19 protein-coding genes and 1 tRNA gene are annotated in these 25,902 nt (G+C 60.9%); 7 read left to right on the forward strand and 13 right to left on the reverse strand.

Annotation, left to right across the window (positions count from 1 at the left end; genetic code table 11):
* Positions 1–49 precede the first annotated feature (49 nt).
* The 5 genes from QNJ86_RS04130 (at position 50) to QNJ86_RS04150 (ending at position 7,609) form a co-directional block, all read left to right on the forward strand.
* Positions 50–3,490 (forward strand): aminopeptidase, encoded by a 3,441-nt coding sequence (locus QNJ86_RS04130; protein WP_283831322.1) that lies wholly within the window; start codon positions 50–52, stop codon positions 3,488–3,490.
* A gap of 163 nt (positions 3,491–3,653) precedes the next feature.
* A complete protein-coding gene (locus tag QNJ86_RS04135) occupies positions 3,654–3,806 on the forward strand; it encodes a DUF5679 domain-containing protein (RefSeq protein ID WP_283831323.1) in 153 nt (50 codons plus the stop codon).
* Positions 3,807–4,484: 678 nt separating this feature from the next.
* A tRNA-Arg gene (locus QNJ86_RS04140) sits at positions 4,485–4,561 on the forward strand.
* A gap of 287 nt (positions 4,562–4,848) precedes the next feature.
* On the forward strand, positions 4,849–6,201 hold the full coding sequence (locus QNJ86_RS04145; protein ID WP_283831324.1) for a magnesium transporter: 1,353 nt from the start codon (positions 4,849–4,851) through the stop codon (positions 6,199–6,201).
* A 4-nt stretch (positions 6,202–6,205) separates the two neighbouring features.
* On the forward strand, positions 6,206–7,609 hold the full coding sequence (locus QNJ86_RS04150) for an Nramp family divalent metal transporter (RefSeq protein WP_283831325.1): 1,404 nt from the start codon (positions 6,206–6,208) through the stop codon (positions 7,607–7,609).
* A gap of 223 nt (positions 7,610–7,832) precedes the next feature.
* Here QNJ86_RS04150 and QNJ86_RS04155 read toward each other — a convergent pair whose 3' ends face one another.
* Entirely contained in the window at positions 7,833–8,306 is a 474-nt protein-coding gene (locus tag QNJ86_RS04155) for an RrF2 family transcriptional regulator (RefSeq protein ID WP_283831326.1), read from the reverse strand.
* A gap of 346 nt (positions 8,307–8,652) precedes the next feature.
* On the opposite strand from QNJ86_RS04155, the gene QNJ86_RS04160 reads away from it, so the two are divergent.
* Positions 8,653–9,339: a 5-formyltetrahydrofolate cyclo-ligase gene (locus QNJ86_RS04160; protein WP_283831327.1), complete on the forward strand. Its 687-nt coding sequence runs from the start codon at positions 8,653–8,655 to the stop codon at positions 9,337–9,339.
* A gap of 194 nt (positions 9,340–9,533) precedes the next feature.
* On the opposite strand, the gene QNJ86_RS04165 is transcribed toward QNJ86_RS04160, so the two are convergent.
* The 6 genes from QNJ86_RS04165 to QNJ86_RS04190 all read right to left on the reverse strand — a co-directional run bounded on the left by QNJ86_RS04165 (position 9,534) and on the right by QNJ86_RS04190 (position 18,810).
* The gene (locus QNJ86_RS04165; protein ID WP_283831328.1) at positions 9,534–11,189 is read right to left on the reverse strand and encodes a Na+/H+ antiporter NhaC family protein; all 1,656 of its coding nucleotides are present in this window, start codon (positions 11,187–11,189) and stop codon (positions 9,534–9,536) included.
* Positions 11,190–11,388: 199 nt separating this feature from the next.
* Complete coding sequence (locus QNJ86_RS04170) at positions 11,389–12,390, reverse strand: YdcF family protein (protein WP_283831329.1); 1,002 nt, start codon at positions 12,388–12,390, stop codon at positions 11,389–11,391.
* 54 nt (positions 12,391–12,444) lie between these two features.
* Positions 12,445–14,079 (reverse strand): sodium:solute symporter family protein, encoded by a 1,635-nt coding sequence (locus QNJ86_RS04175; RefSeq protein WP_283831330.1) that lies wholly within the window; start codon positions 14,077–14,079, stop codon positions 12,445–12,447.
* A gap of 572 nt (positions 14,080–14,651) precedes the next feature.
* On the reverse strand, positions 14,652–15,887 hold the full coding sequence (locus QNJ86_RS04180; protein WP_283831331.1) for a phenylacetate--CoA ligase family protein: 1,236 nt from the start codon (positions 15,885–15,887) through the stop codon (positions 14,652–14,654).
* Positions 15,888–16,091: 204 nt separating this feature from the next.
* Positions 16,092–16,700 carry an indolepyruvate oxidoreductase subunit beta gene (locus tag QNJ86_RS04185; RefSeq protein WP_283831332.1) on the reverse strand — a complete coding sequence of 203 codons (609 nt, stop codon included), beginning with the start codon at positions 16,698–16,700 and terminating at the stop codon, positions 16,092–16,094.
* Entirely contained in the window at positions 16,693–18,810 is a 2,118-nt protein-coding gene (locus tag QNJ86_RS04190) for a thiamine pyrophosphate-dependent enzyme (RefSeq protein WP_283831333.1), read from the reverse strand. Before QNJ86_RS04190 ends, QNJ86_RS04185 begins: the two co-directional genes overlap by 8 nt.
* Before the next feature lie 483 nt (positions 18,811–19,293).
* Here QNJ86_RS04190 and QNJ86_RS04195 point away from each other — a divergent pair, with 483 nt between their 5' ends.
* Entirely contained in the window at positions 19,294–19,650 is a 357-nt protein-coding gene (locus QNJ86_RS04195) for a TFIIB-type zinc ribbon-containing protein (protein WP_283831334.1), read from the forward strand.
* 521 nt (positions 19,651–20,171) lie between these two features.
* Here the strand turns inward: QNJ86_RS04195 and purE are convergent.
* The 6 genes from purE to QNJ86_RS04225 all read right to left on the reverse strand — a co-directional run bounded on the left by purE (position 20,172) and on the right by QNJ86_RS04225 (position 25,798).
* Complete coding sequence (purE, locus tag QNJ86_RS04200; protein WP_283831335.1) at positions 20,172–20,642, reverse strand: 5-(carboxyamino)imidazole ribonucleotide mutase; 471 nt, start codon at positions 20,640–20,642, stop codon at positions 20,172–20,174.
* Positions 20,643–20,824: 182 nt separating this feature from the next.
* A complete protein-coding gene (locus QNJ86_RS04205) occupies positions 20,825–21,622 on the reverse strand; it encodes an ABC transporter permease subunit (RefSeq protein ID WP_283831336.1) in 798 nt (265 codons plus the stop codon).
* Positions 21,615–22,562: an ABC transporter ATP-binding protein gene (locus tag QNJ86_RS04210; RefSeq protein ID WP_283831337.1), complete on the reverse strand. Its 948-nt coding sequence runs from the start codon at positions 22,560–22,562 to the stop codon at positions 21,615–21,617. Before QNJ86_RS04210 ends, QNJ86_RS04205 begins: the two co-directional genes overlap by 8 nt.
* On the reverse strand, positions 22,559–23,248 hold the full coding sequence (locus QNJ86_RS04215; protein ID WP_283831338.1) for a TetR/AcrR family transcriptional regulator: 690 nt from the start codon (positions 23,246–23,248) through the stop codon (positions 22,559–22,561). The genes QNJ86_RS04210 and QNJ86_RS04215 overlap by 4 nt, the downstream gene beginning before the upstream one ends.
* A gap of 141 nt (positions 23,249–23,389) precedes the next feature.
* Positions 23,390–24,157, reverse strand: coding sequence for an ATP-binding cassette domain-containing protein (locus QNJ86_RS04220; protein WP_283831339.1), 768 nt, complete (start codon positions 24,155–24,157; stop codon positions 23,390–23,392).
* Complete coding sequence (locus QNJ86_RS04225) at positions 24,158–25,798, reverse strand: ABC transporter permease/substrate-binding protein (protein ID WP_283831341.1); 1,641 nt, start codon at positions 25,796–25,798, stop codon at positions 24,158–24,160.
* Positions 25,799–25,902 lie beyond the last annotated feature (104 nt).

Here is a 25,902-nt window from a genome sequence, read left to right on the forward strand (position 1 = left end):
ATGTATGCCCAGCTGAATGGCACCGGATCGTGAGCGAAAGGCAAAGGCTATGCCTGAGATTATAGACCACGTCGCATATCTGTCGCAGCAAATAGGGCCGCGCCCTGCGGGTACGGAGGAAGAACAGCAGGCCGCGCTTTATATTACGGAGCAGTTTCAGAAGGAAGCGGGTCTTTCCGCCGTCATCGAGGACTTTAACGGCGCCGCCAGCAGTGATTTGCCGCGCGCAATCTGCTGTGCAGCGACGCTGGTTGTCGGCGCTCTTTCTCTCTTCGTTCCGATGCTGCTTATTCCTGCCATTGTGGTGGCGGTGATTGCCCTTCTGCTGCTTGCGGCCGAAGCGCTTGACAAGCCGGTGCTGTCGAAGGCGTTTGCCCGCGGCGTCAGCCAGAATGTGGTGGCGAAATACGAGCCCGGCTATACGGCCGAGGCGGGCGGTACGCGCCGTCGCAAGGTGGTTCTGGTGGCGCACTACGATAGCGGCAAGGTGCGCGCCGAGTTGAAATCCCCACTCATCAATATTCTCCCCATCCTTCGTTGGGCGAATTTGGGTGCCATGGTGGCCACACCGATTCTTCTTGCTCTGCGTGCAACGGTGCTTGCGCACGTGAGCGAGACCATGACCTTGGCTTTGAACGTGATCATGGTCGTGTTGTTGGTGCTGGTGGCGGTGCCCGTGCTGGAGGCCATCATGCACAAGGTTGCAGCGTACAACGAGGCTGCCAACTGCAACGCATCGGGTGTCGCCGTGCTTTTGGAAGTGGCGCGCCGCGTTGGGCGTGGCCGCGTGAGCGATGTCGACCTTGGCGCATCGGGCGCGCAGGCTACGGTACATGGCGAACAGGCTGCGCGCGCATCCGGATTGGTGCCCGAGGGTGCGGAATTGGTGTACGCGGCAGCAAACTTGAAGGCCCCCGAGCCCGCGCCGCAAAGCGAGGCCGCGCGCCTAGCGGCGGCGAAGGCGGCCGTGGCTGCTCTCACTGGTAAGCCGGTGACCAGCCGCTATTCCGCTGATCTTTCTGAGAATTTGGTACAGGTGAAGGAGCCGCCGCTGGGCGTACCTACGGACGCCGATCACCAGGCGCTGCGCGATGAAACGCGCGAAGCACTGGCTTCCCTGCCTCCCGAGACGCGCGAGGCTGCTCTGGCGAACGCAGCGATGCTGGAAGCGTCCGAGGCGGTTGCGTCTGAGGCCGCCGGCGTTCCCTCTGTTCCTCCCGCGCCGCCGGCTCCGTTTGCTGCTGCGCCAGCTCCCTCGTCTGAGGGCGGCGTTCCCGATTGGTATAAAAAGGCACAGGAGAAGGCCAAGAAGCAAGCCAACGACAAGAAACCGGTGCAGCGCTCACGCTACGCCGAAGCGCTCGACGCTGCCATGAACGAAAGTAGCGCGCATTTCGAAGATGCGAACGATGCCGTGATGTCCGAAATGGAAGCGCGCCTGCAAAGTATGCGCGAAGGCATCATGGAAGTGAAAGCTCCCCAGTTCGAGAAGGCGGAAGGTTCCGCGCAGGTCGAAAGTGCGGCACCCGCGAGGGCTCCCTTTGTAGACGACGCTACGGCGTCTTCTGCTGTGCCCCAAAGTGCGGCTGAGTTTGCGGAAGGTACACCTGCTCCTGCAGACGCTTCCCTTACCGCAGTTCCTGTTGGTGCTGAGGAAGGTGCCACCTGTGCTATGCCCCCCATCGACGTGAGTGAGCTGCGCCTCGGTGACATGCCTCCGGTGGCTGATGTGGCCATGCCTTCGTTCCTTGACCCCGCTAAGGCCCAGGAAGAAAAGCTGCGTGAGCGCGGAGAAGTTCAGCGAACCGCGAACCGCGTTGACGTAACCGCTGCTGAGGTGGCTGCCAGCGGGCGACTTGAGTACGCGTCTGTGCCGTATGATGCCGCGCCGATGCCGGAAGACAACCTGCAGCAGCCCTATGATCAGAGGGTTTCTGATCAGACAGATGCCCCGCTACCGCAGCGCCGCCCCATTGTGCTTCCCGACATTGGGGTGTCGTCGGCTTCTCCCACTCCGCTTTCTGAACTGCCGAAACAGCGTGCACCTCTGGCTGAAGCTGAGACGTCCGCGAAAAGCGCGGCGAAAAGTCTGCTTACTATGCTGCCTTCCATCGATCCGGTGCAGGAGGCGGCTGCTGAGGCCGACCAATCGGCCGACACTTCCGCGGGTGCCGCCGCGTCCGCGCGTCCCAACCTGCGTGCGGCACTTCCGTCGCTTTCCGGCTCCCTGCCGCGTTCTGACGAGAGTGCGGTCAGCGCAGCCGGTGCATTTGTGCCTGCTGGTGCGACCGGTGCGTTTGCCCCGGTAGGCCCCGAGCTCTTGGACAACGTTGACCCGAACGATATTTACGTTGATGACGCGGACGATTCCGCCTACGAAGGCGAACTCACCGAAACTGGCGCCTTTGCTGGCCCCGGCTATGTGGAAATGCCCAAGTCGCGCGGCCGTCGCTTCCTCGATAGGCTGCGCTTCCGCAAGCGCAAGGACGAAGAGGAACCCACGCCCCAAGAGTGGCTTGAAGTTGATGAATCATTCGACGCTCGTTCCGTGGGCGCCGCTCGCGGTGGCTGGGAAAGCTTCCGTGAGGGCGACGAACCGGCCGAGCAACTGCCGGCGTCTGCCCCTTACGCTGAAAGCTACGAGGACGACTACTACGATGATTACGCAACGCCGACAGTTACTCCGGCGTCTGGAGGCTTCGCGGCTGGCTACGAAGATGACGAAGAAGAAGAGTACGTTGAGTCCTATGAAGCTCCCTACGCTGCCCCGGTGGACAGTCGCCCGTTCAATGACGGCGGTTTTGATGCCTTCGCACCTCTTCCTTATGATGATGACTTTACGCTGGATGACGTAGAAGATGACGACGACACCTTCGCTTCCGATGAGCGTCCGCGCTGGAACGGTGGCGGATTCTCGCGCCGGCGCATGGGGCGCGCAAGCGATCCGATGCCCGAGGATGAAGTGGACGCTGTCGAAGTGCCTCTCGGCTTAGCGGACGATCCCTCAATGCCGCTTGAGCTGAAAGAGATTTACCAGTTCCGCAACCCTGATATCAACACTGAGGTGTGGTTTGTCGCCCTGGGTGCTGAACTGGCCCATCAGGGAGGCATGCGCGCATTTTTGGCTGAGCACGGGCAGGATCTGCGCGGCTCCATCATCATAGACATTGATGCACTTGGTGCCGGCGCGCTCAGCATGATTGAGCGCGAAGGAACGTACCGCAAGGTGAAGGCCTCGTCGCGCATGCGGCGCTACACGAAGAAAGCGTCGCAGGCTACGGGCTTGTCCATTGAGTCGGCTGCGTTGTCTTGGGACGACAGCGCTGCGTCCATCGCGATAAAGCAAGGCTTCCAGGCGATGCACCTCGCCGGCATGGATGGCGCGAAACCCGCATTTTTCGCGCAAGCTGACGACGTCTTGGAAAACATTGACGGTCAAACGCTGGAAGACAACGCCGAGTTCGTTATGGAATTGTTGAAGAATATCTAGCGCACGCGCACGCACCAGCTACAGGATGGACATAGTGCCGTATAATGATCGGCCGTGTGTCTCGTTGACACCCGCACAGGCGGGCGATTCGCAATGAAGACTCGAGTGATCGAAGCGCGGGTTCGGCCCGTTGCTTCTCAGGACAGAAAGGTGTAACACAGCCATGGCTATCGAAGCATATTGCGTGAAGTGCAAGGCGAAGAAGATCATGCAGGACCCCGTCGAGGGAACCACGAAAAACGGCAAGCCCATTACGAAGGGTAAATGCCCGGACTGCGGCACCACCATCTGCCGCATTGGTGCTTCCAAGAAGTAACCTCTGTTCTGACAACATCACTTGCCAAAAACGACCGTGAGCCCCCAGCCCACGGTCGTTTCTTTATTTTCTCCGCAAACGTTTTTTACTAAATGTTTCACGTGAAACATTTAGTTACTAGCTAATGCACCCTTTTAATCAAATGTTCGAACTGGATGTTTCACGTGAAACATTTATCGCCCAGTAAAAATTCAATCAAACTCGCGGCTAAGTGTTTCACGTGAAACATCGTTTGGTAAACAAAGTTCTTGCAGCTCTTACAACTTCCGCAGTTCTTAAAGTTTTCACCCAAGTGTTTCACGTGAAATAGTGTTGGCGAATGAGTCTTTTGATTGAAATGTTTCACGTGAAACATTTGGGTAAGCTAGCGGGCGGCGGTTGAGGATGATGACATGAGAAAAGTGAGCGCTAAAAAGTTATTGACGAATAAGGGGTGAATGAAATAATAAACGCAAGAAAGTGATGAAGAAGATAATATAAGTGTAAAAGTAAGTAACTTAAGTACTAGGTGTTCAGTGGTGCTCAGTGGTTTGCAGTAAAGTTAGGCGTAGTAGTTCGCTTCCTCTTCGCCTCTTGACCTTCGCCTGTTGACCTTCGCGTGAAGTCGGCGAAACTTTTGGAAAAAGTCGTTGACAGACACCCTACTTACCGGCATAATTACTTTTGCTGTTTCGACGTGCGCCGTTACCTCAGCTGGATAGAGGGACTGACTACGAATCAGTACGTCGGGGGTTCGAATCCCTCACGGCGCACCATTTACAGCACCGATCCGCAACGACTGGCAGCAGCACGTGCGGTTTTTTTATTTCCGAAGGAAAGGTACGTACTTGAAGGTTCGAAAATCGAAGCCTCACAGTAAGTAGTCCTCCTTCGACTTCCCTTACGCCGGCAGTCGAAGGACGGCTGCGGCGCTCCCTGGTTTGACAAGACCGCGTGCGCACGAAACTCGTGCGTCATCGCGCAGCCAGCGCCCTCGTGGCGCCGACGCTCTGCGCAGCACGCCGCCTCGCCACCTGGGGAGCATGACAGTAAGGGAATTGCCATGCTCTACCTCTCTCAAATGATGGGGAAGCCCGTCATCGATGCCACCGGCGAGAAGATCGGCACGATCTCTGATCTGGCCATCTCCACCGGCGAAGTGTTCCCCCGCATCACCAGCCTGGCCTTCCAAGGCCCGGGCAAAGTTCCGTTCATGATTTCGTGGCGCAAGTATGTCGAAGAATTCGACGAAGACGGCATCAAGCTGGCCGTGCCCGCGCACGACATTCGCTTCAGCTACCTGCAACCCGACGAGGTGCTACTGGCTCGCGACCTGCTGAATCGCCAGATCGTCGACACGCAGGGCATGAAAGTGGTGCGCGTAAACGACCTCAAGCTGTCCGTGTCCGGCTCGCAGCTGCGCCTGCTGGGCGCCGAAGTGGGCGCGCGCGGCATCCTGCGCGGCCTGGCCCCGTGGCTGGAAAAGGCCGTGGTGGCCATCGCGCGTGTGTTCGGCAAGAAAATCGACGAGCAAATTATCGCGTGGAACTACATGGACCTGCTCGACCGCGACCTGTCGGAAGTGCAGCTGTCCGTCACCCACAAGCGCCTCGACGAGCTGCACCCCGCCGACGTGGCCGACATTCTGGAACAACTCGACCCTCAGCAGCGCGCGAACGTGTTTCAGCACCTCGATGACGCGCAAGCCACCGAGGCCATCTCGGAAATGGAAGACGAATACCAGGCCGACTTCATCGAAGATTTGGATGACGCCCGCGCCGCAGGCCTGCTGGGTAACATGGATCCGGACGACGCCGCCGACATCGTGCGCGACCTCTCTTACGAGAAGGCTGAAACCCTGTTGCGCCTCATGGGTGTGGAAGACGCCACCGAGATCCGCCGCCTGCTGGGCTACAAGGACGGTACCGCTGGCGGCATGATGACCACGCAGTTCGTGGCCGTGCACGAAGACAACACCGTGGGTGAAACCATCGAGGTGCTGCGCGAACTGCCCGAGGACCACCCCACCGTCCACTACGTCTACGTGTTGGACGAATACGACGAATTCAAAGGTGTGCTATCGCTGCGCACCCTCGTGTTGACCGACGACGCCAAGCCCGTGGGCGACGTCATGTACGACGACGTGATCTCCGTCGCGCCGGACGAAACGGAAGAAGATGTGGCCGCCGACATCTTCAAATATGACCTGCCCGCCATGCCCGTGGTTGACGAGCACGGCATTCTCCTGGGTATTGTCACCGTGGACGATGCGTGGGATGCCATCGAAGAGGACGTGAGCGGCGACAAAACGAAAGCCACCGCGCTCAAGGTAGTGGGCATCGTGTTGGCTGCAGCGCTGTTCCTGGGCCTGTACACGCTCGTGTTGCTGCAGGTCGTCGGCTATACCGGGAGGTAGCGACATGGCAGCCAAAAACACCAACGAGCGCCGCGCCGCAACTCCCGAGCGCAGCAAGCGTGAATGGGGCAGCTTCAAGATGGGCTCCGCCGCGAAAGACCGCCTGGCCACCTCGGCCACCTCAGCTGCCCCCACCGCTTCCGGCGCGCCGGAAGCCCCCGCAGAACCGCAAGCAACCAAAAAGCCCAGCAAGCTGTGGCTCCTTTTGGCCGCCCTCGGCCCGGGCATTGTTACCGCCATGGCCGGCAACGACGCCGGCGGCATCTCAACGTATTCCACCGTGGGTGCGAAGTTCGGCTACGCGACGCTCTGGGTTATCCCAATTATGTGCGTGCTGCTCATCGTGGTGGAAATGACGGCGGCGCGCATGGGCGCGGTCACCGGCAAAGGCTTCGCCGCCCTCATTCGCGAGCGCTTCGGCATCCGCCTGACGGCGCTCGCCATGTTGGCGCTGCTCATAGGCAACGTGGCCACCACGTTCTCCGAGTTCGCCGGCATCGCCAGCGGCATGGAAATGTTCGGCGTGTCGAAATACCTCTCCGTCCCCGTGGCCGCCATCGCGGTATGGCTGCTTATTGTCGGCGGCAGCTACAAGCGCGTGGAAAAAGTGTTCCTCATTTTGTCGCTGGTATTCGTCACTTACATTGTGGCAGCGTTCATGGCGCAGCCCAACTGGGGAAACGCGCTCGAAAGCACGGTCGTTCCCCACGTGGTGAACGACACCAGTTTCGTGTCGCTGGTCATTGCCATGATAGGTACCACCATCGCACCCTGGATGATGTTCTTCGCCCAAAGCAACGTGGTTGAAAAAGGCGTGGGCATTAAGGACTTCTTCTCGCAGAAGGTGGACGTGGTGGCTGGCACTATCGCTGCGTGCCTGGTGGCGTGGTTCATCATTGTGACCACGGGCGCTGTGCTGTTTCCCCAGGGTATCGAGATAGAATCCGCCGCCGACGCCGCCAAAGCGCTTGCCCCGTTCGCGGGCCACTACGCCGAGGCGCTGTTCGCTATCGGACTCATTGCGGCGTCGTTCCTCGCAGCGTGCGTGTTGCCGCTGACCACGTCGTTCGTCATCTGCGAGGCGTTCGGCTGGGAAGCGGGCGTCTCGTTCAAATGGAAAGAAGCGCCGCTGTTCAAGAGCATCTTCACGTTCGTCATCGCGTTTTCGGCGATTGTGGTGCTCATTCCCGGCATTGACCTCATGGGCGTCATGCTGACGGCACAGTTCGTGAACGGCATCATTTTGCCCGTGCTGCTGGTGTTTATGGCCATCATCTCGGCCGACAAGCGCATCATGGGGAACTACCGCTCGCGTCTGGTGTCACGCACGCTCATCTGGGTGACCGTGGGCATTGTGACCGTGCTCACGGCTGCGCTGCTGGTCATGCAAGTGTTGGGGCTGGGCTAAAGGCCGGCGGCACTATTCCCGCTGAAGCCGCCCAAACAAAAAAGCCGCGGCGAAAGCCCACGGCCAACCATAAACAAAACCTAAACTCAACCCACCGCTCTCGCCGCCAAGCGAAGCGCGCCGACGCATAAGTCATCGGCGCGCGGGCCTGCGGCATGCGAAGAACCCACGATTTCAGTGCCGTGTGGTGCGGCTGAAACGAAAGAAGTGCGAAAAGGCGCAGTTACACGCTTTCGGACAGGCGTTTGCCTTCTTCTTCCAGACGCTTGGCGAGGAATTTGCGGCCGTTGTCGCCGTTCTTCACGCTGTTGAGAAGCATATCAATGCTCAGGCTATTCAGATAAGCGTCAAAACTTTCCTCAATGAGCTGGTACGTTTGCTTCACGCCCTGCACCATGGCGCCGCCCTTACGCGAAGAGCGCTTGGCGCGCGTGGACGGCTTCGCGTCCTCTTCCAGCGCAGACATGACCTGCAACACGGTGATATCCGAGGCATCCTTGGCCAGGCGATAGCCGCCGTGTTTGCCCGGGCGCGCCTCAATCAGGCCGGCGTTACGCAGAAGCTGCGCCAACTGAATGAGGTAGTCGCGGGGAATGGACATGTCCTCGGCGATGTCCTTCGAGGAGCAAGTGGTGCCCTGCGCCGCCAGGTACAGGATCGCGCGCAGACCGTAGTCCGTTGATGCTTTGAATTGCACGATGTCTCCAATCTCGCTGCCGCGACGGAAGCGTGGCTTCCGGACTTCCGCTGCGCGGCCTGCACATAGTGATGCTAATTACTCGCCGCATTCCACCTCTCAAAAAGCTGCGGGGGAAAGCATATCCCGACATTTCCGCGCCAGCATCGGGGGGCGGTTCGAGATGGTTCGAGTGTACCTAATGCATAATGATTATAGCAAGGTCATTGAGCCGATTGCATAGCAAAACGATTGGAAACGGTTACTACAACGCAATCTTGACCTGCACTTATCGAAAAGTGATAAAAACACACCCCCTTGACGTATAAAAATTTGACCTGTGAGCTTCAATGATATACTGACCCTCATGAATATGAAGGAAGAAAAATCTTTTGTTAGGAACAGGGCGCTCGCCTGCAGAGATGCGCTGGATGAGTATTCTGCGGCGGCAAAAAGCGCGCAGATCTGCCAGTCGGTGGAAGAGCTTGTGGCGGAAGCTATTGGCCCGTGGGACGCGCGACGCGAGGTGGGTGGTCGTGACCCCGGTAGCGGTGCGCAATCGAGCTCGCTTTCGTCCTTGCCCGCGCGCCCACCGCTTCTGGCTTTGTACGCTGCCATGCGCAGTGAGGTGAATCTTGAGCGGCTTGCGCAGGCTGCGTGGGCGCGGGGATGGGACGTGTGTTTCCCGTGCATGGTGCGCGACGAACCGGACGCGCCCGCGCGCATGGTGTTTCACCGGGTGCCGCGCGAGCGGGTGGGCGAAGCGCGAGAGGCGTTTCTCGCCCATCCCCTGCGCTGTCTTGCCTGTGGCGAACTGGAACGCGCTGGCTTTCCCCTGGTGCAGCCCGAAGAGCTGGACGTGGTGTGTGTGCCACTGGTGGCGTTCGACGAGGCGGGCAACCGCCTGGGATACGGCGGCGGCAACTACGATCGCCTGCTCACGCGCCTGCGCCCGGACGCTCTCGTGGTAGGCATAGCGTTTGAGGAACAGCGCGTCGCCGCCGTGCCGTGTGAGCCGCACGACCAACCTCTTCCTCACATTGTGAGCGCGTAAAGGCAGGGGGGGTTCCGTAGGGCAAGGGCTCTGCCCGTGCCGCTCGGCAAAACTAAACTGCCAGGTCAACCGTAGTTGTCGGCAAGGGCAGAGCCCTTGCCCTACGATCAACCTGGCAGGTGAAGAGGCGTTCGTTGCAGCCCCCTTACAATCAACTTGGCAGGTAAGGAACCGTTGCTGGATTCCTCCTCCTCTTACTTCTTAACCGCTCCATAGGGGGAATGGTTGAGCACGAAAACGCCGCCGATCATCAGCACCGCGCCCACCACCAGCGAGATCCACGGGTTGCCTGTGAAGCCGGCAATCACGTAGCCCACCAGGCACACCACGGCCACCACCGACGCGTACGGCAGCTGCGTGGCCACGTGGCGCAGGTGGTTGCACTGCGCACCCGCCGACGACAGGATGGTGGTATCAGAGATGGGCGACACGTGGTCGCCGTACACCGCGCCGCCGAGCGTCGCACCAATAGCCACCAAAAACAGCGGGTTGTCGGCCGGGAACACGCCAATCACAATGGGCAGAATGAGCGCGATAGTGCCCCACGACGTGCCCATAGCAAAACCGATGAACGCCGCCACCACAAAAATGACGGCCGGCAAGAACGCCAGGCCCACGCCGATGCTTTCCAAGAAGCTGCTGACGAACTCGCCCGTACCCAACAGGTAGCGGCACGTTCCGCCGAGGCTCCACGCCAGCACCAGAATCATGATGGCGCCCACCATGGAGCGCACGCCCTCGGCCACGCCGTCCATGTAGCTGGACAGCGTCATCAGCTTGCGCGGCAGGAACATGAGGGCCGTCACCACCAGCGCCACGCACACGCCAATGCACAGGCCAAACACCGGGTTTTCGCCCACGGCCGTGGCGAAGTCGACGCCCTGGAAGAACCCGCCCGCGTACAGCATGCCCAGAATCGAGAAGATAATAAGCACCACAATAGGAATGATCAGGTCGAACACGCGGCCCTTCTCGGAGATGGCCATGCCCTTGAACTCTTCGACCGCACTTTGCGCAGCTTCGTCAAGTTCGTCCTCTTCGGCAATAATCGTGTCCATGTTGAGCGGCGATCCGTCAGCCGCTGCGCCGGTGAGGCCTACCGTGGACACGGCCTCAAGGGCGCTGTTCTTCTCGGGGATACTGCGCTGCGCATCGGCGGGCTGCTGCATCTCGGCCTCGGCCACGCGCATAGGGCCGAAATCGCGCTTGGTGGCGCACATGAAGAACACGAACACAATGGTGAGCAGCGCGTAGAAGTTATACGGGATGGACTGCACAAACGTGGTGAAGCCGCCTTCGCCCAGGTAGCCGCCCACGGCCACGGCCCACGACGACACGGGCGCGATGATGCAGATGGGTGCAGCGGTGGAGTCGATGATCCACGCCAGCTTCTCGTGGCTGATCTTGAAGCGGTCGGTGACCGGGCGCATGACCGCGCCCACGGTGAGGCAGTTGAAGTAGTCGTCCACGAAAATGATGATGCCGAGCACCGCCGTGAGAATCTGCGCCATCTTCGCGTTCTTGATGTGCGTGGATACCCATTCGGCGTAGGCGCGCGAGCCGCCGGCGGCCGCGATAACCACCACAAGCGCGCCCAATAACGCAAGGAATAACAACAGCGCCCCGTTGCCCGCAATTTGTTCGGCCATCATCTGCGGCACCATGGTGAACGAGTCAACCAGCTGCTCGAACCCGGCGCCGTTGAGCGTGAACTGGTAAATCACCATGCCAACGAACACGCCCACCGCGAGAGAGGAATACACCTCCTTCGTGATAAGCGCCAGGGCCAGCGCCAGAATCGGGGGGATAATAGACCACGCCCCCGTGCTGATAAGGTCAAATCCTTCCATATGCGTCCCCTTCGCCGTGCTTTTCCGCCGCTCCGGCACGCGCATGGTTCCGCCTTCGCCTTCCGCGCCGCCCCATGCGTGCGCTGAGGACGCAGGCCGAACAGCCGCCGCTCGGCACTTGCCGCCTCAGTATACAATCATCCGTAGAATGAGGGGAGAAAAAGTAAAGGTTTTTGGGCTGCACCTGCGAAAAGAGGGGCTAGCGGGCCAGCAGCGAGCACCCCGCGGGAAGCAGCCACAGCACGAAAATGAGCAGAATGGGCCACAGGTGAGCCTTCGTGACGGCCACGAATTCGCGGATGAATGCGGTGGGCCAGAAGTAGCGGGCCGTGGTGCTGCCCACGCCGTCGGCCACAAGGCCAATCTGGTGCGCGTACTCGGCCGTGCGAAACACGTGATAGTCGCTGGTGACCACGGCCGCGCGGTACGCGCCCGCGCCCGAGCGCGCGTCCATGATGGCCTTGCTGTTGCGCAGGTTCTCCATAGTGGTGGCGGAGCGGTTTTCCTCGATGATGGCATCAGCGGGTATGCCACGCTCTTCCACCAGGTAGTTCTTCATGGCGGTGGATTCGGGAAGTTGCTCGTCGGGGCCTTGGCCGCCCGACGCGATGATGAGCGCGCGCTTGCCGCCGGCCTCCCAGAGCTCCACGCCTTTGTCCAGTCGGCCGGCCAGAAGCGGCGTGGGTTTCGTGCCCGAAAGGCCTGCGCCGTGCACCACGATGTAGTCGTAATCGCAGCGTTTTGGCAGGCGGCGATACAGCCACGAATATAGCAGCAGCGCCGTAAACGTGAATGCGATGTAGGAGCCTTCCACAAACACAAGTGAGGTTAGCGCCATAACGGGCATGATGGGTGCCGCCACCATCAGCAGCGGCAACCCGATACAGGCTGCTATGATGGCGGTGGCGACAAGCCCTGGCAACAGGTGCGCGAGCGAGAGCCCTTCGCGGCGCACCACCACAACCGTGTTCGCGATGAGGAACACCACGAGTGCTACCAGGCCAAACGGGATGGCCGCGAAGCCCAGTAGCACGAGCCACGGCAAGTTGAACTGCACAGACAGTCCCCAGAACGCAAACAGACACAGCGCGAGGAAGTACAGAGCGTTGCGGAACTGGCGCGGCTCCTTGCGGTAATTGCGCCAGAACAGCCACCCGAACACGAGCGCCGGAAAGTATATGAGTATAAGCTCCAAGATCATGAGGCCAGTATACCGTAACGCCCGCGTCGAAAACTTACACCTGCCTTACGCGGCTTACGCGGGTGCGGTGGTGGGCTCGTCTTCGGGGTCGGGGGTGGGGGTGGCGTCGGGTTGAGGTGCGCCCGCGCTTGTGCTTGGGGCCGCGCCTTCCCCTTCGCCTTCCAGCTCTTGCTCGTACTCGCGGTCGATGGCGCCTTCTACGTGGGGTGGGTCAACTTCGAATTCCACATGCTTGGTGAACAGGCTCACCAGCGGCACAATAACCAGCGAAAGCACCATGGCGATGGCGCCGCAATTGATGGGGCTGGCAATAAACGGCGTACCCACGAACCCGGCAATCATGTTGCCCGAGGTCAGGCCCACGCCCACGATGAAGCTGGCCCACACGGCTGGCCGCGAAATGCGCTTGGAGAAGAGCCCCCAGAAGAAGGGCCCGAGGAACGAGCCGGCCAGCGCGCCCCACGAGATACTCATGAGCTGGGCAATGAACGTGATAGACGAGTTGTACTGGATGAGCGCGAGCACGGCCGAAATGATGATGAACACCACCAGCAGCACGCGCATGTACGAGAGCTGGCGCTTCTCGCTCATGTTCTTCACGAGGTTGTCTTTGATGAGGTCGAGCGTGAGCGTGAACGACGACGTGAGCACGAGCGAGGACAGCGTGGACATGGACGCGCTCAGCACGAGCACAATCACAATGCCAATGAGCAGGTCAGGCAGCGTGGACAGCATGGTGGGAATGATGGAGTCGTACACCGGCGTGCCGGCCGCGGTCATTTCCACCTGACCGCCGTAGAGCCGCCCGAAGCCGCCGAGGAAGTAGCTGCCGCCCGCCACAATCATGGCAAACACCGTGGAGATGATGGCGCCCTGCTTGATGGCCGGGCCGCTCTTGATGGCGTAGAACTTCTGCACCATCTGCGGTAGGCCCCACGTGCCCAAACTCGTGAGGATGATGACGCCAATGAGGTCGGGCAGATTCGGCCCAAAGAAGCTGACGAACGGGCCAGCCATCTCGGAGTCTTCCGCTGGAATGAGCGAGAGCGTGGTGATGGCCTCGGTGAAGCCGCCGTTGTTCACGAGCACCGCCACGATGACGGCCACAATGCCCAGCAGCATAACGATGCCTTGGATGAAGTCGTTCATGACCGTGGCCATGTAGCCGCCCAGTACCACATAAATGCAGGTGATCACGGCCATACCGATGACGCACCACTCGTACGGCAGCCCAAACGCCATGCCGAACAGACGCGACAGGCCGTTGTAAACGCTCGCCGTGTACGGGATGAGGAACACGAAAATGATGGCCGCGGCCGCGATGCGCAAACCCTTCGACTGGAAACGCGCGCCGAAGAACTCGGGCATTGTGGACGCGCCGAGGCGGTGCGTCATCTCACGCGTGCGCGGGCCGAGTACCCACCAGGCCAGCAAGCTGCCGAGGATGGCGTTGCCGATGCCAATCCACGTGGCGGCCACGCCGTACTTCCACCCGAACTGTCCCGCGTAGCCCACGAAGATAACGGCGGAGAAGTAGCTGGTCCCGAACGCAAACGCCGAAAGCCACGGGCCCACGTTGCGCCCGCCCAGAATGAAGCCGTCAACCGTGCCGGTGTGTCGTCGACAGTAAATGCCGACACCCACCGCCACGCCAACGAAGATGAGCACCATACAGAGTTTTTCGATCATAGGAAGTTCTCCTTGTTGATTATGTCCTGTTCAACCCCTGTGTTTCACGTGAAACACTTGTCGCAACGACGTGCGACACACCCTTCGCTCAGGATGACAAAGAGCAGAAATGGCGCACATGACCTTGCCCTTGTGAGCGCCTGCATACAGCGAGGCAGCACCACGGGCAAACCCATGTGCTAGAGGTATCGGTAGGAATAATAAGAAAGGGCGCGGAATGATGAGTCGCTCTGCGCGGCCATGCGCTCGGAAGGCGCAGGCGTGAGGCGTTCAAAAGCACGTGGCGCGAAGGCCCGACACGCAGCGGCAACAGCCAACTCAAGCCGCCAGCGCTCGTCAACAACAGTATGTCCCTTCGCAAAATGCATGCGCCTACTTTACCACAGTGGAGCACCAATCACGCGAAAAAATGAGTGCAACGAATCGTTTTTTGAAAAGAGTGACGCGCTTCGCGCTATTGAATACGCCACAAGACAGTTGCCCTCCCTACCACTATGACAAGGGCTTATCCATGTGGAATAAATCTAACTAGAAAGCCCCGCCGGTTTCAATAAACGGCGGGGCTTTCTCTTCTAATACCGGCTGTCGAAGATGCGCTTGGTTTTCTTCTCGGAGCGGGGGAGTTCGCCCATGGGGACGCCGATGGCGTCGGGGGTGCAGCCGCACTTTGCTTTGAAGATGAGAGCCAGTTCCTCCTGCGCGCGCTCCTTCGCCTCGCCGTCGAGCGGGGTTTCGAACAGCACCGTGAGCACGTCTTTGCCGCTGATGTTTTCGATCATCACCTGGTACTCGCTTGACGTGCCGCCGGTTGCCGCGATAACTTCCTCCACTTGAGCAGGGAAAATGTTGCAGCCCTTCACCTTGAACATGTCGTCGGTGCGGCCGGTGAGTGTGTCGATGCGCGGGTGGCGCAGGCCGCAGGCGCAGTCGCCGGGGATGATGCGCGTGAGGTCGTGTGTGCGGTAGCGGATGAGCGGCGCGCCCTGTTTGCGCAGCGTGGTGAGCACGAGTTCGCCCACTTCGCCGTCGGGCAGCGGGGCGCCGGTGGCGGGGTCGACCACTTCCACGTACACGTAATCGGCCCATACGTGCATGCCGTGATGCTCGCTGCACGAAATGCCGATGCCGGGGCCGTACACCTCGGTGAGGCCGTAGATGTCGAAAATTTCCACGCCCAGCTCGCCGGCGATGCGCTGGCGCATCTTGTCGCCCCAGCGCTCGGAGCCAATAACGCCTTTGCGCAGGTGAATCTGGTCGCGAATGCCGCGCTCGGCAATTTCTTCCGCCAGCAAGAGCGCGTAGGAACTGGTGGCACAGAGCACGGTGGACTTCAAATCCTGCATCATCTTCAGCTGCTTTTCGGTGTTGCCGGGGCCCATGGGGATAGCCATGGCACCCAGCCGCTCTGCGCCCAGCTGGAAGCCAATGCCGGCGGTCCACAGGCCGTAACCAGGCGTTATCTGGATGCGGTCGGTGTTCGTGATGCCCGCCGTTTCGTAGCAGCGCGCGAACTGGATGGCCCAGTCGGTCACGTCTTGCTGCGTGTAAGGGATGATGACCGGCGTGCCTGTGGTGCCGCTGGACGAGTGGATGCGCACGATTTCCTCGTCGGGCACGGCTTGCAGGCCCAGCGGGTAGGCGTTGCGCAGGTCGTCCTTCTCGGAGAACGGCAGTTTTTCGAAGTCTTCCTGCGTTTGGACGTCGGTGAGGTCGATGCCTTCGAATTTCGCCGCGTAGAAAGGCGAACGCTCCTTCAGCGTGGCGAATTGCGCTTTGATGAGGTCAAACTGCTCGGTAGTCAGATCCATGAGACACTTCTTTCATTCGATGGCTTGGTGGGTGCGCGCCCGGGGCGGCCTGTTTGGTGGCAGCGCGGCGCGACGGCGTGAGAATACGGATATGCTTCAAGCCCGCGAGCGCGAGTCTTGAAGCTAAAGCCATCGCCCAGCCGAACCAAACGGCACGGCTGGGGTGAAGAAGTGGCTGTTCTTGAGGCGTTTCATGCTGCTATTCTAGGCGATGTGCGGCGCACTCGCAACTGCGTTGATGGCGGTGAGGTTGAGGTCGATGAAGCGGGGTTTTACGCAGGTGGCGATGGCGCGGCGCAGGTCGTCGAGGTTGAGGGGAATGTGGCCGGCGGCAAGTGCGCTAGCCAGCAGCACGGTGTTGAGCACTTTGCGACTGCCCACGCGTTCGGTGAGCGCGGCATCGTCGACGGCGACGAAGGTAGCAGGCGTGTTTGCGAGCTGGGCTTCGAGGCGCGCGATGATGTCGGCGGCGCGATAGGGACGCTCGGACAGCGCGGCGGTTACCGGTTGAACGGCTGTGGTGGCAGTGATCAGCACGCCGTCGGGCGCGAGAAACGGTAGCACGCGGGCGGCTTCGGCCGGCTCGAACGCGATGATAAGGTCGGCTGTGCCCTGCGCGAGCAGCGTCGCGAACACCTCTTCGCCACCATCGCCCATGCGCACGTGCGACACCACGTTGCCGCCGCGCTGCGCCATGCCGATAGTCTCGGCCGTGCGCACTTGCCAGCCTTTCTCCTGCGCGGCCTGGGCCAGCACTTTCGCCGCAAGAACGGTTCCCTGACCGCCCACACCCGCCAGCAACACATTACGCATGGGAACCCCCTTTCGCCGTCGAGGTTTCACGTGAAACATGTTCGTTGGAAGCCGACGGAACTCGTAGCGCGTCGAAGGGGCACACCTGCGTGCACAGGCCGCAGCCGTTGCAGAGGCTGGGGTCGACGAAGGCTTGGCCACGCTCCTTGCTGCGCGGGCCGCGCGCGTCGGCGTTGAAACCGATGGCGGGGCAGCCAATTTCGGTAATACATTTTTTGCAGCCGGTGCAGGTGTCTGCGTCTACAGCGGCGGGCGCTCCCGGTTTCACCAGTTGAACGCACGGAGATTCGAAGAGGATGGCCGACGGGCCGGCGAATTCGATAGCTTCGCGCGCGGCGGCGATGGAACCCTCCAGGTCAAGCGGGTTGGCGTGCACGATGCATTCAACACCAAGGGCTTCCAGCACGCGCTCGATGGACACCGGTGTGCGGCGCGGCCCCATGAGCGTGACGCCGGTGCCGGGGTGCGGCTGCGAGCCGGTCATGGCGGTGGTGGCGTTGTCGAGCACGCACACCGTGATGTCGTGGCCGTTGTACACCGCGTTCACAATGCCGGTGAGGCCGCTCGCAAAAAACGTGGAATCGCCCACAAACGCGAGCGCCTTTTTGTGCGGCTCGGCCACGGCGAAACCCTGCGCCATCGTTATGCCTGCTCCCATGCACAGGCACGTGTCTACTGCATCAAGCGGCTGCGCGTTGCCGAGCGTGTAGCAACCGATGTCGCCGCAAAGCACGGCCGGCGTTTTTCCGAGGGCGCGCTTAACGGCGTAGAAACTGCCGCGGTGCGGACAGCCCGCGCACAGCACCGGCGGGCGGATGGGAAGCGGGTCGTCGGATGCGTCATAGGCGAATGTTTCACGTGAAACATTCGCGAGAAGCGCAGCGTCAAGGCCGAAGAATGCGGCAATGCGCGCGGCGATGTCGTCGACGTCGTTTTCGCCGCGGTCGCGAGCGTCGCCAGTCAACTTGCCGCGCACGTCAAACGTGGCATGCGTGCGTCCGGCGAATGCGAGCAGTTCGTCTTCCAGGAAGTGGTCGAGTTCTTCCAGCACGAGCACCTGGTCAAGTCCTTCGACGAAGGCGGCGACAGCATCCGTTGGGAAGGGGTAGGGCGTTCCTACCTGCATGAAGCGATACGCGGGCAGTGAGACGCCCGCTGCCGCTGCGCGTTCTTCCAGCATGCGAAGAGCCTCACGCGCGTAGGCGGCAGACACGCCACCAGCCATAATGCCGAGGTGTGGCGCGTCCGCCGCATCACCTTCGCCAAGTTGTTGACTCAAAGTATCATTAAATGTTTCACGTGAAACATGTGCTTGTGGTGCCGTGTCAACTGACGCCGCGCGGGATCCTTCGACTTCGGCCTGCGGCCTCCGCTCAGGATGACATCCCGCAGCGCCTCCTTCCACCACCGGATTGAAGGCGGCCAGCGCCGGTTCGTGCGCGAAGTCGTGGGCGATCTCGCGCAGGCGCTCGTTAATTTCGCCATGCGCTTGGTAGGCGCGGCGCGGAAAAATGACCCACTTCGGGTCGCGCTCAAAACCTTCCGCGGGCACGAGGCGCGCGTCGGTGGCCTCCGCGACGTCGAAGAACGTGGACGCGTGGTTGATGCGCGTGGTCGGCCGCACGATGACGGGCGTGTGATAGCGCTCGGACAGATCGAACGCGGCCTGCATCATGGCGAAGCCCTCGTCAGGCGTGGAAGGGTCAAGCACCGGCAGTTTCGCGAAGGAAGCGAAGCGGCGCGTGTCCTGCTCGGTTTGCGACGAAATGGGGCCGGGGTCGTCGGCCACGAACAGCACGAGGCCGCCCTTCACGCCGACGTAGTTCAGGCTCATGAGGGCATCGCTGGCAACATTGAGTCCCACCTGCTTGCACGTGAACAGGCAGCGCGCGCCGGAGTACGACGCCCCGGCCAGCAACTCAAGCGCCGCCTTCTCGTTGGTGGACCACTCCACATGAACACCGCGCGCCGCACCGGCCGCGTGCAGTTTCGCCACCGTTTCAATGAGCTCGGACGACGGCGTGCCGGGATACCCAGCCACCACACGCACACCCGCCTCAAGCGCCGCATGCGCAAACGCCTCGTTCCCCATCAGAAGTTTCTTCGTCATAACCAGCCGCCCTCCGCAAATGCCCAAATGTTTCACGTGAAACATTCTCCGCAATCATGATAGCAAACACCGCGGCTTCAAATGCGACGCATCCGCGAGGGGCGCTGCGACAAAAAGAACGCGCTATACCTGATGCGAAAAAGATACGAGAGAAGGGAAACGAGGACGAGAAAACGAGTCGACGGAAAACGAATGAGAAAGTGAACGAAAAAGGAGCTCTCAAAAAATGATAACTCAGCATACAAATAAATAAATTTTTCGGCGATCTAAACAATGAAAAAATGAATGCGGCTAATTGATGAAATAAAAAAATGAATGAAAAATTGACGTATACGGGAAAAGGTTGTGCGAACGGATTGAGTCTTTGAGAAGGGAAATACGAGGGGGAATGTCAAATCGAGGTAACGGATTGGGGGGTGGGGGGAATTTGGGGATGGGGGTTCGGTAGTATTTTGTTACCTTCGAGAGAGAGCAGGTGACGATATGAAATGCCCCCTCTGCAATGTTGATCTGGTGATGAGCGAGCGCCAGGGAATCGAGATTGACTACTGTCCGCAGTGTCGTGGCGTGTGGTTGGATCGCGGCGAACTCGACAAGATTATTGAGCGAGCGAACGCGGCGGCCGCGCCCGCGGCAGCCGCTCCTGCTGCGGCTGCCTATGCGGCGCCTCAGGCGGCGTCGTACGAGCGTGAACGCGAACGTGGCTACGACGAGCGCCGCTATGACGATCGAGGTTACGACAAGCGCTACGACAAGTACGACGACGATCATTACAAAAAGGGTCACAAAAAGAAGAAGCGTGGCGATTTTTTGAGTGACTTGTTCGAATTCGGGGACTAAGAGCGAAAAGGAAAGGGGGCTGCAATAAAAGCCCCCTTCTGCTTCACAAAAATGTGACGCGCTTCGCGCTAACGAATACGCCACGGAGTGGTTGCCCTCCCTACCACCATGGCGGGGGGCTCTTTTATGCAACATAAATCTAACTAAAAAGGTAATATACGTAGGGGCGCTTCACGAAGCGCCCTCTCCGCCGCAGGCGGAGAATTCAACCATGACCTGCGTTTTCGCGCTTCGCGCGAACGGACTTTCTGGAGAAAGCCCCTACGGAGGTTTTGCCACTTGTAAGTCGACGCCTTCAAGTCGGTCAGCCCGCGTCATAAGGCTAGGGACGCGAGAACTCATGGCGTACTAGCCAGCGCGATAGCGCGTCACATTTTGTAGGGCGATGAATCGCCCTCCGCCGTAATCCTCGCGGTTAAAGGACTTTGCAACAACCCATAAAAATGGCTCCCCGTCAATCCGCGAGAAGCCATTTCACTTTCGCCAAGCACCCTTCGACCGGCAGCCGGCCGCCAGCGGTTTTACGCCTCGGCCATGGCTTTCTTGAAGTCGATGATCTTCTGGCGGGCACCGTCGCAGCCGGTGCCCATCATTTGCACGGCCAGGATGGCGGCGTTCTTCGCGCCGTTGATGGCGACGCACGCCACCGGCACGCCGGAGGGCATCTGCACCATGGACAGCAGCGAGTCAAGTCCGCCCAGGTCACTCGTCTTCATCGGCACCGTGATAACCGGGTTCGGCGTGTACGCTGCCACGACGCCGCCCAGGTGAGCCGCCTTGCCTGCGGCCGCAATGATCACGCGAATGCCGCGCTCGTGCGCCGTCGACGCCCACTCGTGCACCTCGGCTGGCTTGCGATGCGCGCTCGCCACCTTCACCTCGTAAGGCACGCCGAACTCATCGAGCTGCTTCATGCACGGCTCCATGGCCGGCATGTCGCTCTCCGACCCCATAATAATACCGATGACCGGGCTTTTCTCTTTGCAAGACATACGCTTCTCCTTCGTCTGAGGCGCGTTGCACGCACGCGCAGTTTACTCTCGCCGCCCAGTGTAACGTTCCCCCGCCGCCCCCGGCAACCAGGGCCCGGCAAACGTAGGGATTATCCGAAGAAGATGCCCCGAAAACACGTGCGGAAGAGGAAGCCGCGCAACGCCTCTCCTTCCGCAACACCCTACACGCTCAGGTTACGGCGGTCGAACACAGCCACGGCGGCGGCGAACAGCACGAGGCCCACCGCGGCCAGCGCCACGGCCCCGCCAATCGCGCCGTCCTCGGATGCCGCCAGCCCGGTGGCATCATACAGCATGAGCGGGTTCACGTCCTTCAGCCACTCGAACTTGTCGCCCGCCTGCCCCACCATCTGCATGAGGAAGAACAGGATGCCCAGACCGCCGCCCGCCCACAGCGCCAGCCCCGCGTTCGAAAACAGGCACGCCGAGAAAAAGCACATTCCTGCTAGGAATAGCCACAGCGCCAGCAGCCCCGCGTTCATGCGCAGCAGCGCCTCCGTGTCGAGGTCGCCGGGAAACAGCGCCTCGGAAAAGCCTACTTCAAGCGCCGTAGTTACCGCCACCAGCAGCACCAGCACTGCCACCAGCACACCGGCCAACGTGACGGCGATGCGCGTGCGGCTGTTCGGCGTGGCCAGCAGATATGCCATGGTGCCGCGGTCGATATAGCGCACCATGAGTTTGTTCACTATGATAAGAATGAGTACGAACGGGAACATCGTCAGCAAGAACCCATATAAATAGTTAATGAGGAAGTCGGTGAGCGTGGTGGCAGCGTTCGCCATGCCGAAGGCGGCGAACAGCTCGGGCATGCTTTCCATCATCATGTCGAGGCTTGCGCCCAGGTCAGGGTCGAACATGCTCACAATCACGCCGATGTACATGGCCAGCACGGCCGCAATGATGGCCGTCACAAACGCGTTGGCGCGCAACTCCTTCGCGAACAAAGTACTACTCATGGCTGCCTCCTTTCGACGCAGAGGCGTGGGGCTGCGCTTCTTCCGACGCGCCGTACAAGTGCATGAACAACTCTTCGAGGGTTTGCTCGCGGGCGGTAAGGTCGGCCACGCGGTAGGCGGCGAGGTCTTTTACGAACGCGTCCATAGCGCCGGTGACCAGGGTTTCCGCCGCCGCAGCGCCAACCGCGTGCGCCTCGGTGTGCGCGGCCAGGTAGCGGTCACGTTCGCCCGCGTCGGCAAACGTGACCACGAACACGCGCTTGCGCGACCGCCGCACATCGTCCATGTGCTCCACGGCCGCCAGCCGCCCCGCGCGGATGAACGCCACGCGGTCGCACGTGCGTTCCACCTCGTCGAACAGGTGCGACGACAAAATAATGGTAGCCCCGCGCCGCTTCTCTTCCAGTACCAGCTCAATAAAGCGACTCTGCATGAGCGGGTCGAGGCCGCTCGTCGGTTCGTCCAGCAAAATAATGTCGGGCCGCCCCATGAACGCGCACACGAGGCCCACCTTCTGCTTCGTGCCCTTCGACATCTTGCGAATGCGGCGCGCGGGATCCAGCTCGAAGTAGTCCACCAGCTCGTTCATGCGCGTGCGGTCGCGCAGCTTCTTCATGCGCGCCATAAACTCCAAAAACGCCGTGCCGGTCATCTCGTCCATGCAGGCAATTTCGCCTGGCAGATAGCCCAGGTTCGCCTGAATGCGCGCCCGGTCGCGGAAACAGTCGAGGCCGCCTATGCGCGCGGTGCCGCTATCAGGGCGAATGAAGCCCATCAGGTTGCGCATGGTCACGGTTTTGCCCGCGCCATTGGGGCCCAGGTAGCCGAACACCTCGCCCGGCTCGATGGCGAACGACACGTCGAATGCGCCGCGCCCGTTCCCGTAATCTTTCGTGAATCCGCGCAACTCAATAACGGGCGCATGATCAGGGCTGTTCATCGGTATTCCTCCTTGTAGGCGTAGGCGCGCAGCATCTCGCACCAGCGGCGCATCTCGTCCATCATTCCGTCGATGCTGATGGGGCGGCGCAGCGCGCGCTGCTGGTGCATATAGCCGTCGGCCAGCCAAATCATCAGGTCAACCACGTAGCGCGGGTCCACGTCGTCGCGAAACCGGTCGAAGCGCACGTTTTTGAAGTACGTGTTGAACATGAGGTCGATCTTCGACCAGTTCCAGTTGTCCATGGTGTCTTTAATGTCCTTGTGATCTGGGTAAAATGCCCGGATGGAGAACTCCATGAGGAACGGGAACCTCTCCAGCACGTCGCGCTTGCGCTCGGCCGCGTACAGGAACAGTTCGAAGAAGTCGTCGATCTGGTAGAACTCCTCGTCAACCACCAGGGCCTCAATTTTGCTCATGAGGTGCTCCATGAGGTAGAGGTACAGCTCCTTCTTGTTTTTGAAGTAGAAGAACAGCAGCCCCTTTGAGATGCCCGCGCGCCGCGCGATGGCCTCGGTGGATGCGCTTTTGTAGTCGTTGCGCCCGAACGTTTCCACCGCCGCGTTTACAATGGCCTCGCGCCGCTCTTCGGGCAGGCTTTCGAACTTGGCGAAGGGGTTGTTTGCGCTGGTTGCGCTTGTTGCGCTGCGTTCGCCGTCCTTGCCGCGTACGCGTCGTTCGTTCATGAGGCCCCCTCTCTCACGTTGGCGCTACCTTCCCATTGACCGGCCGGTCAATAGCTTGGCGTTCATCCTACGCCGTTGACTATTTTTGAGAAGGGGGTTCCGCGAAAAATCGTGTGCCTTGTTTGAGGCAGTGGCGAGGGCCTACCGCGCGTATACGCTTTGTTTGCGGGTGACCAGGCGCTCGACGAATGCCGTGGCGGGGGCGTGCAGCACCTCGCCGGGGGTGGTGTATTGCACGGCGCGGCCGCCTTCCATCACCAGCACGCGATCGCCCAGGTCAAGTGCCTCGTCGATGTCGTGCGTGACGAACAGCACGGTGATGCCGGTCTGTTGGTGGATGTGCTTCAGCTCGTCTTGCAGCGAGGTGCGCGTGATGGCGTCCACGGCGCTGAAGGGCTCGTCCATAAGCAGGATGTCGGGGCTAGCTGCAAGCGCGCGGGCGATGCCGACGCGCTGCGCCTGCCCGCCCGAAAGTTCGGCGGGGAAGCGTTCGGCCAGTTCAGCGGGCAGACCCACCAGGTCCATCCACTTCTCCACGGCCTCGTGTGTGCGCACGCGGTCGCGCTGGTTCAGCAGGCTGGGCACGTAGCCAATGTTCTGTCGCACCGTGAGGTGGGGAAACAGCACGCTGCCCTGGATGGCGTAGCCCACGGAGCGGCGCAGCTCGATAGGGTTGAGTTTGCTCGTGGCGCGCCCGTGCACGAGTACGCGGCCCTCGTCAGGCATGACCAGCGCGTTCACCGTTTTCAGCAACGTGGTTTTGCCGCAGCCCGAGCTACCAATAATAGTGACGAACGCGCCCTCTTCCACTGCGAGGTTCACATCGTCGATGGCGGTCACGTCGCCGAACCGCTTGGTCACGTGCTCAAACGCCACGGCAGCCATGGTGGCAGTTTGTTCGTTCGCCATCTAGATCAGCCCCCTCTCGGCCAAAAATGCGTCGGCGACGTCCTTCGGCTCCTTGCCCTGCGTTTCCACCTCGTTGTTCATGCGAGCCATGTCGGTGTCGGTGATGGTGTCCTCAAGTTTCAGCAGTTCATCGCGCAGTTCGGGGTGCTCCTGCAGCGTGTCACGCCGCACCACATTGCCACACAAATACGACGGATAGAAGTGGCGGTCGTCCTCAAGCACCACCAGCCGCTCGTCGGCCACCTGCCCGTCGGTGGTGGAAATTACGATGGCGTCCACCTGGCCTTCAAACAGCGCCTGGTATTTCAGGCTGATGTCCATGTCGCGCGTGTTGCCGAAGTTCATGCGGTAGGCCGCCTGCAGCCCGGGGTAGCCGTCCTGCCTGTCGAAGAAGTCCGGCTCTGCGCCGAGGCGCAACTCGCCCGCCACCTTCGCCAGGTCTGAGTACGTGTGCAGCCCGTAGCGTTCGGCCACTTCACGGCTGACGCCCAGGCCAAATGTGTTGTTGAAGCCGTACATGCCCAGCCACGTAAGCCCCAACTGCGACTCGTATTCCTGCTGCATGGTGTCGAACATCGATTCATCGTACGTGTCCTCGTGCTTGAGCACGGCGTTCCAGCCGGTGCCCGTGTACTCGGGATACATGTCGAAGTCGCCCTTTTCGATGCCGGGTTCAATATTCGCCGTGCCGCCGCCCACGCCCTGCGTGAGTTCCACGGCGAGGTTGGTGTCGTGTTCGATGAGCGTGTTTAGCATCTCGCCCAAAATGTACTGCTCGGTCATGGGCTTGGTGGCAATGTTGATGGTGCCCGCGCTGCCCGCGCCCGCGTGCGCGCCGCCATCGCGGTTCACAAATGCGAACGCTCCACCAGCCACAACCACCACCGCAAGCACCGCCGCACCCACGGCCCATCCGCGCCTGCGCACCCACGAGGCTCCCGGCGCGCCCGCAGCACCGGCGGCTCCCGCGCCTGCACCCCGTTTCGCCCCCGCCCGCTTGCGCGAAGGCTCCAAATGCCGCCGCGTTCGCTTCTCCGCCACGCCCAACAGCAAGTCCACCACAATGGCCAGCGCCGCAATAAGCACGCTGCCCGCCAATGTCATGGCCGGGGTGTTCGTGGTGATGCCGCGATAAATAGCCACGCCCAGCCCACCTGCGCCAATGAAGGACGCGATGCCGGCCAGCGCGATGGTCATGGTTGCCATATTCCGCACGCCGCTCATGATAACGGGCGCGGCCAGCGGCAGCTCAATGCGCCGCAACAGCTGGCGGTCGGTGGAGCCCATGCCGCGTGCGGCTTCCACAATGGCGGGGTCGATGGTGGTCAGGCCCGTGTAGGTGTTGCGCACCATGGGCAGCAGCGCGTAGATGGTCAGCGCCACGATGGCGGTGACATCGCCGATGCCCGTGACAGGAATCAGAAAGCCGAACAGCGCAATGGACGGAATGGTGTACACGAAGTTCACCAGCGCAAGCACGGGTTTCGCGCCGCGTCGCCACTGCGCAATGGCAATACCCAGGGCAAGCCCGATGCCCGCCGCCAGCGCGATGGACAAAAGCGAAATTCCGAGGTGCTGAAGAAGGAGCTCGAAGAACCAATCCCGTTTGGTAACAAGGAGGGAGATCATGGCTTCAATCACCGGGAACCTCGCTTTCTGGAGGACGGGCAGGCGGTCACGTTGCCTTCCGCATTCTAGGGCACGACGCGCGCCCTCCACGTACCCGGGGGCGAACCGTCATCGTT

The sequence above is a fragment of the Gordonibacter faecis genome, assembly GCF_030077735.1.
Lineage (GTDB): Bacteria > Actinomycetota > Coriobacteriia > Coriobacteriales > Eggerthellaceae > Gordonibacter > Gordonibacter faecis.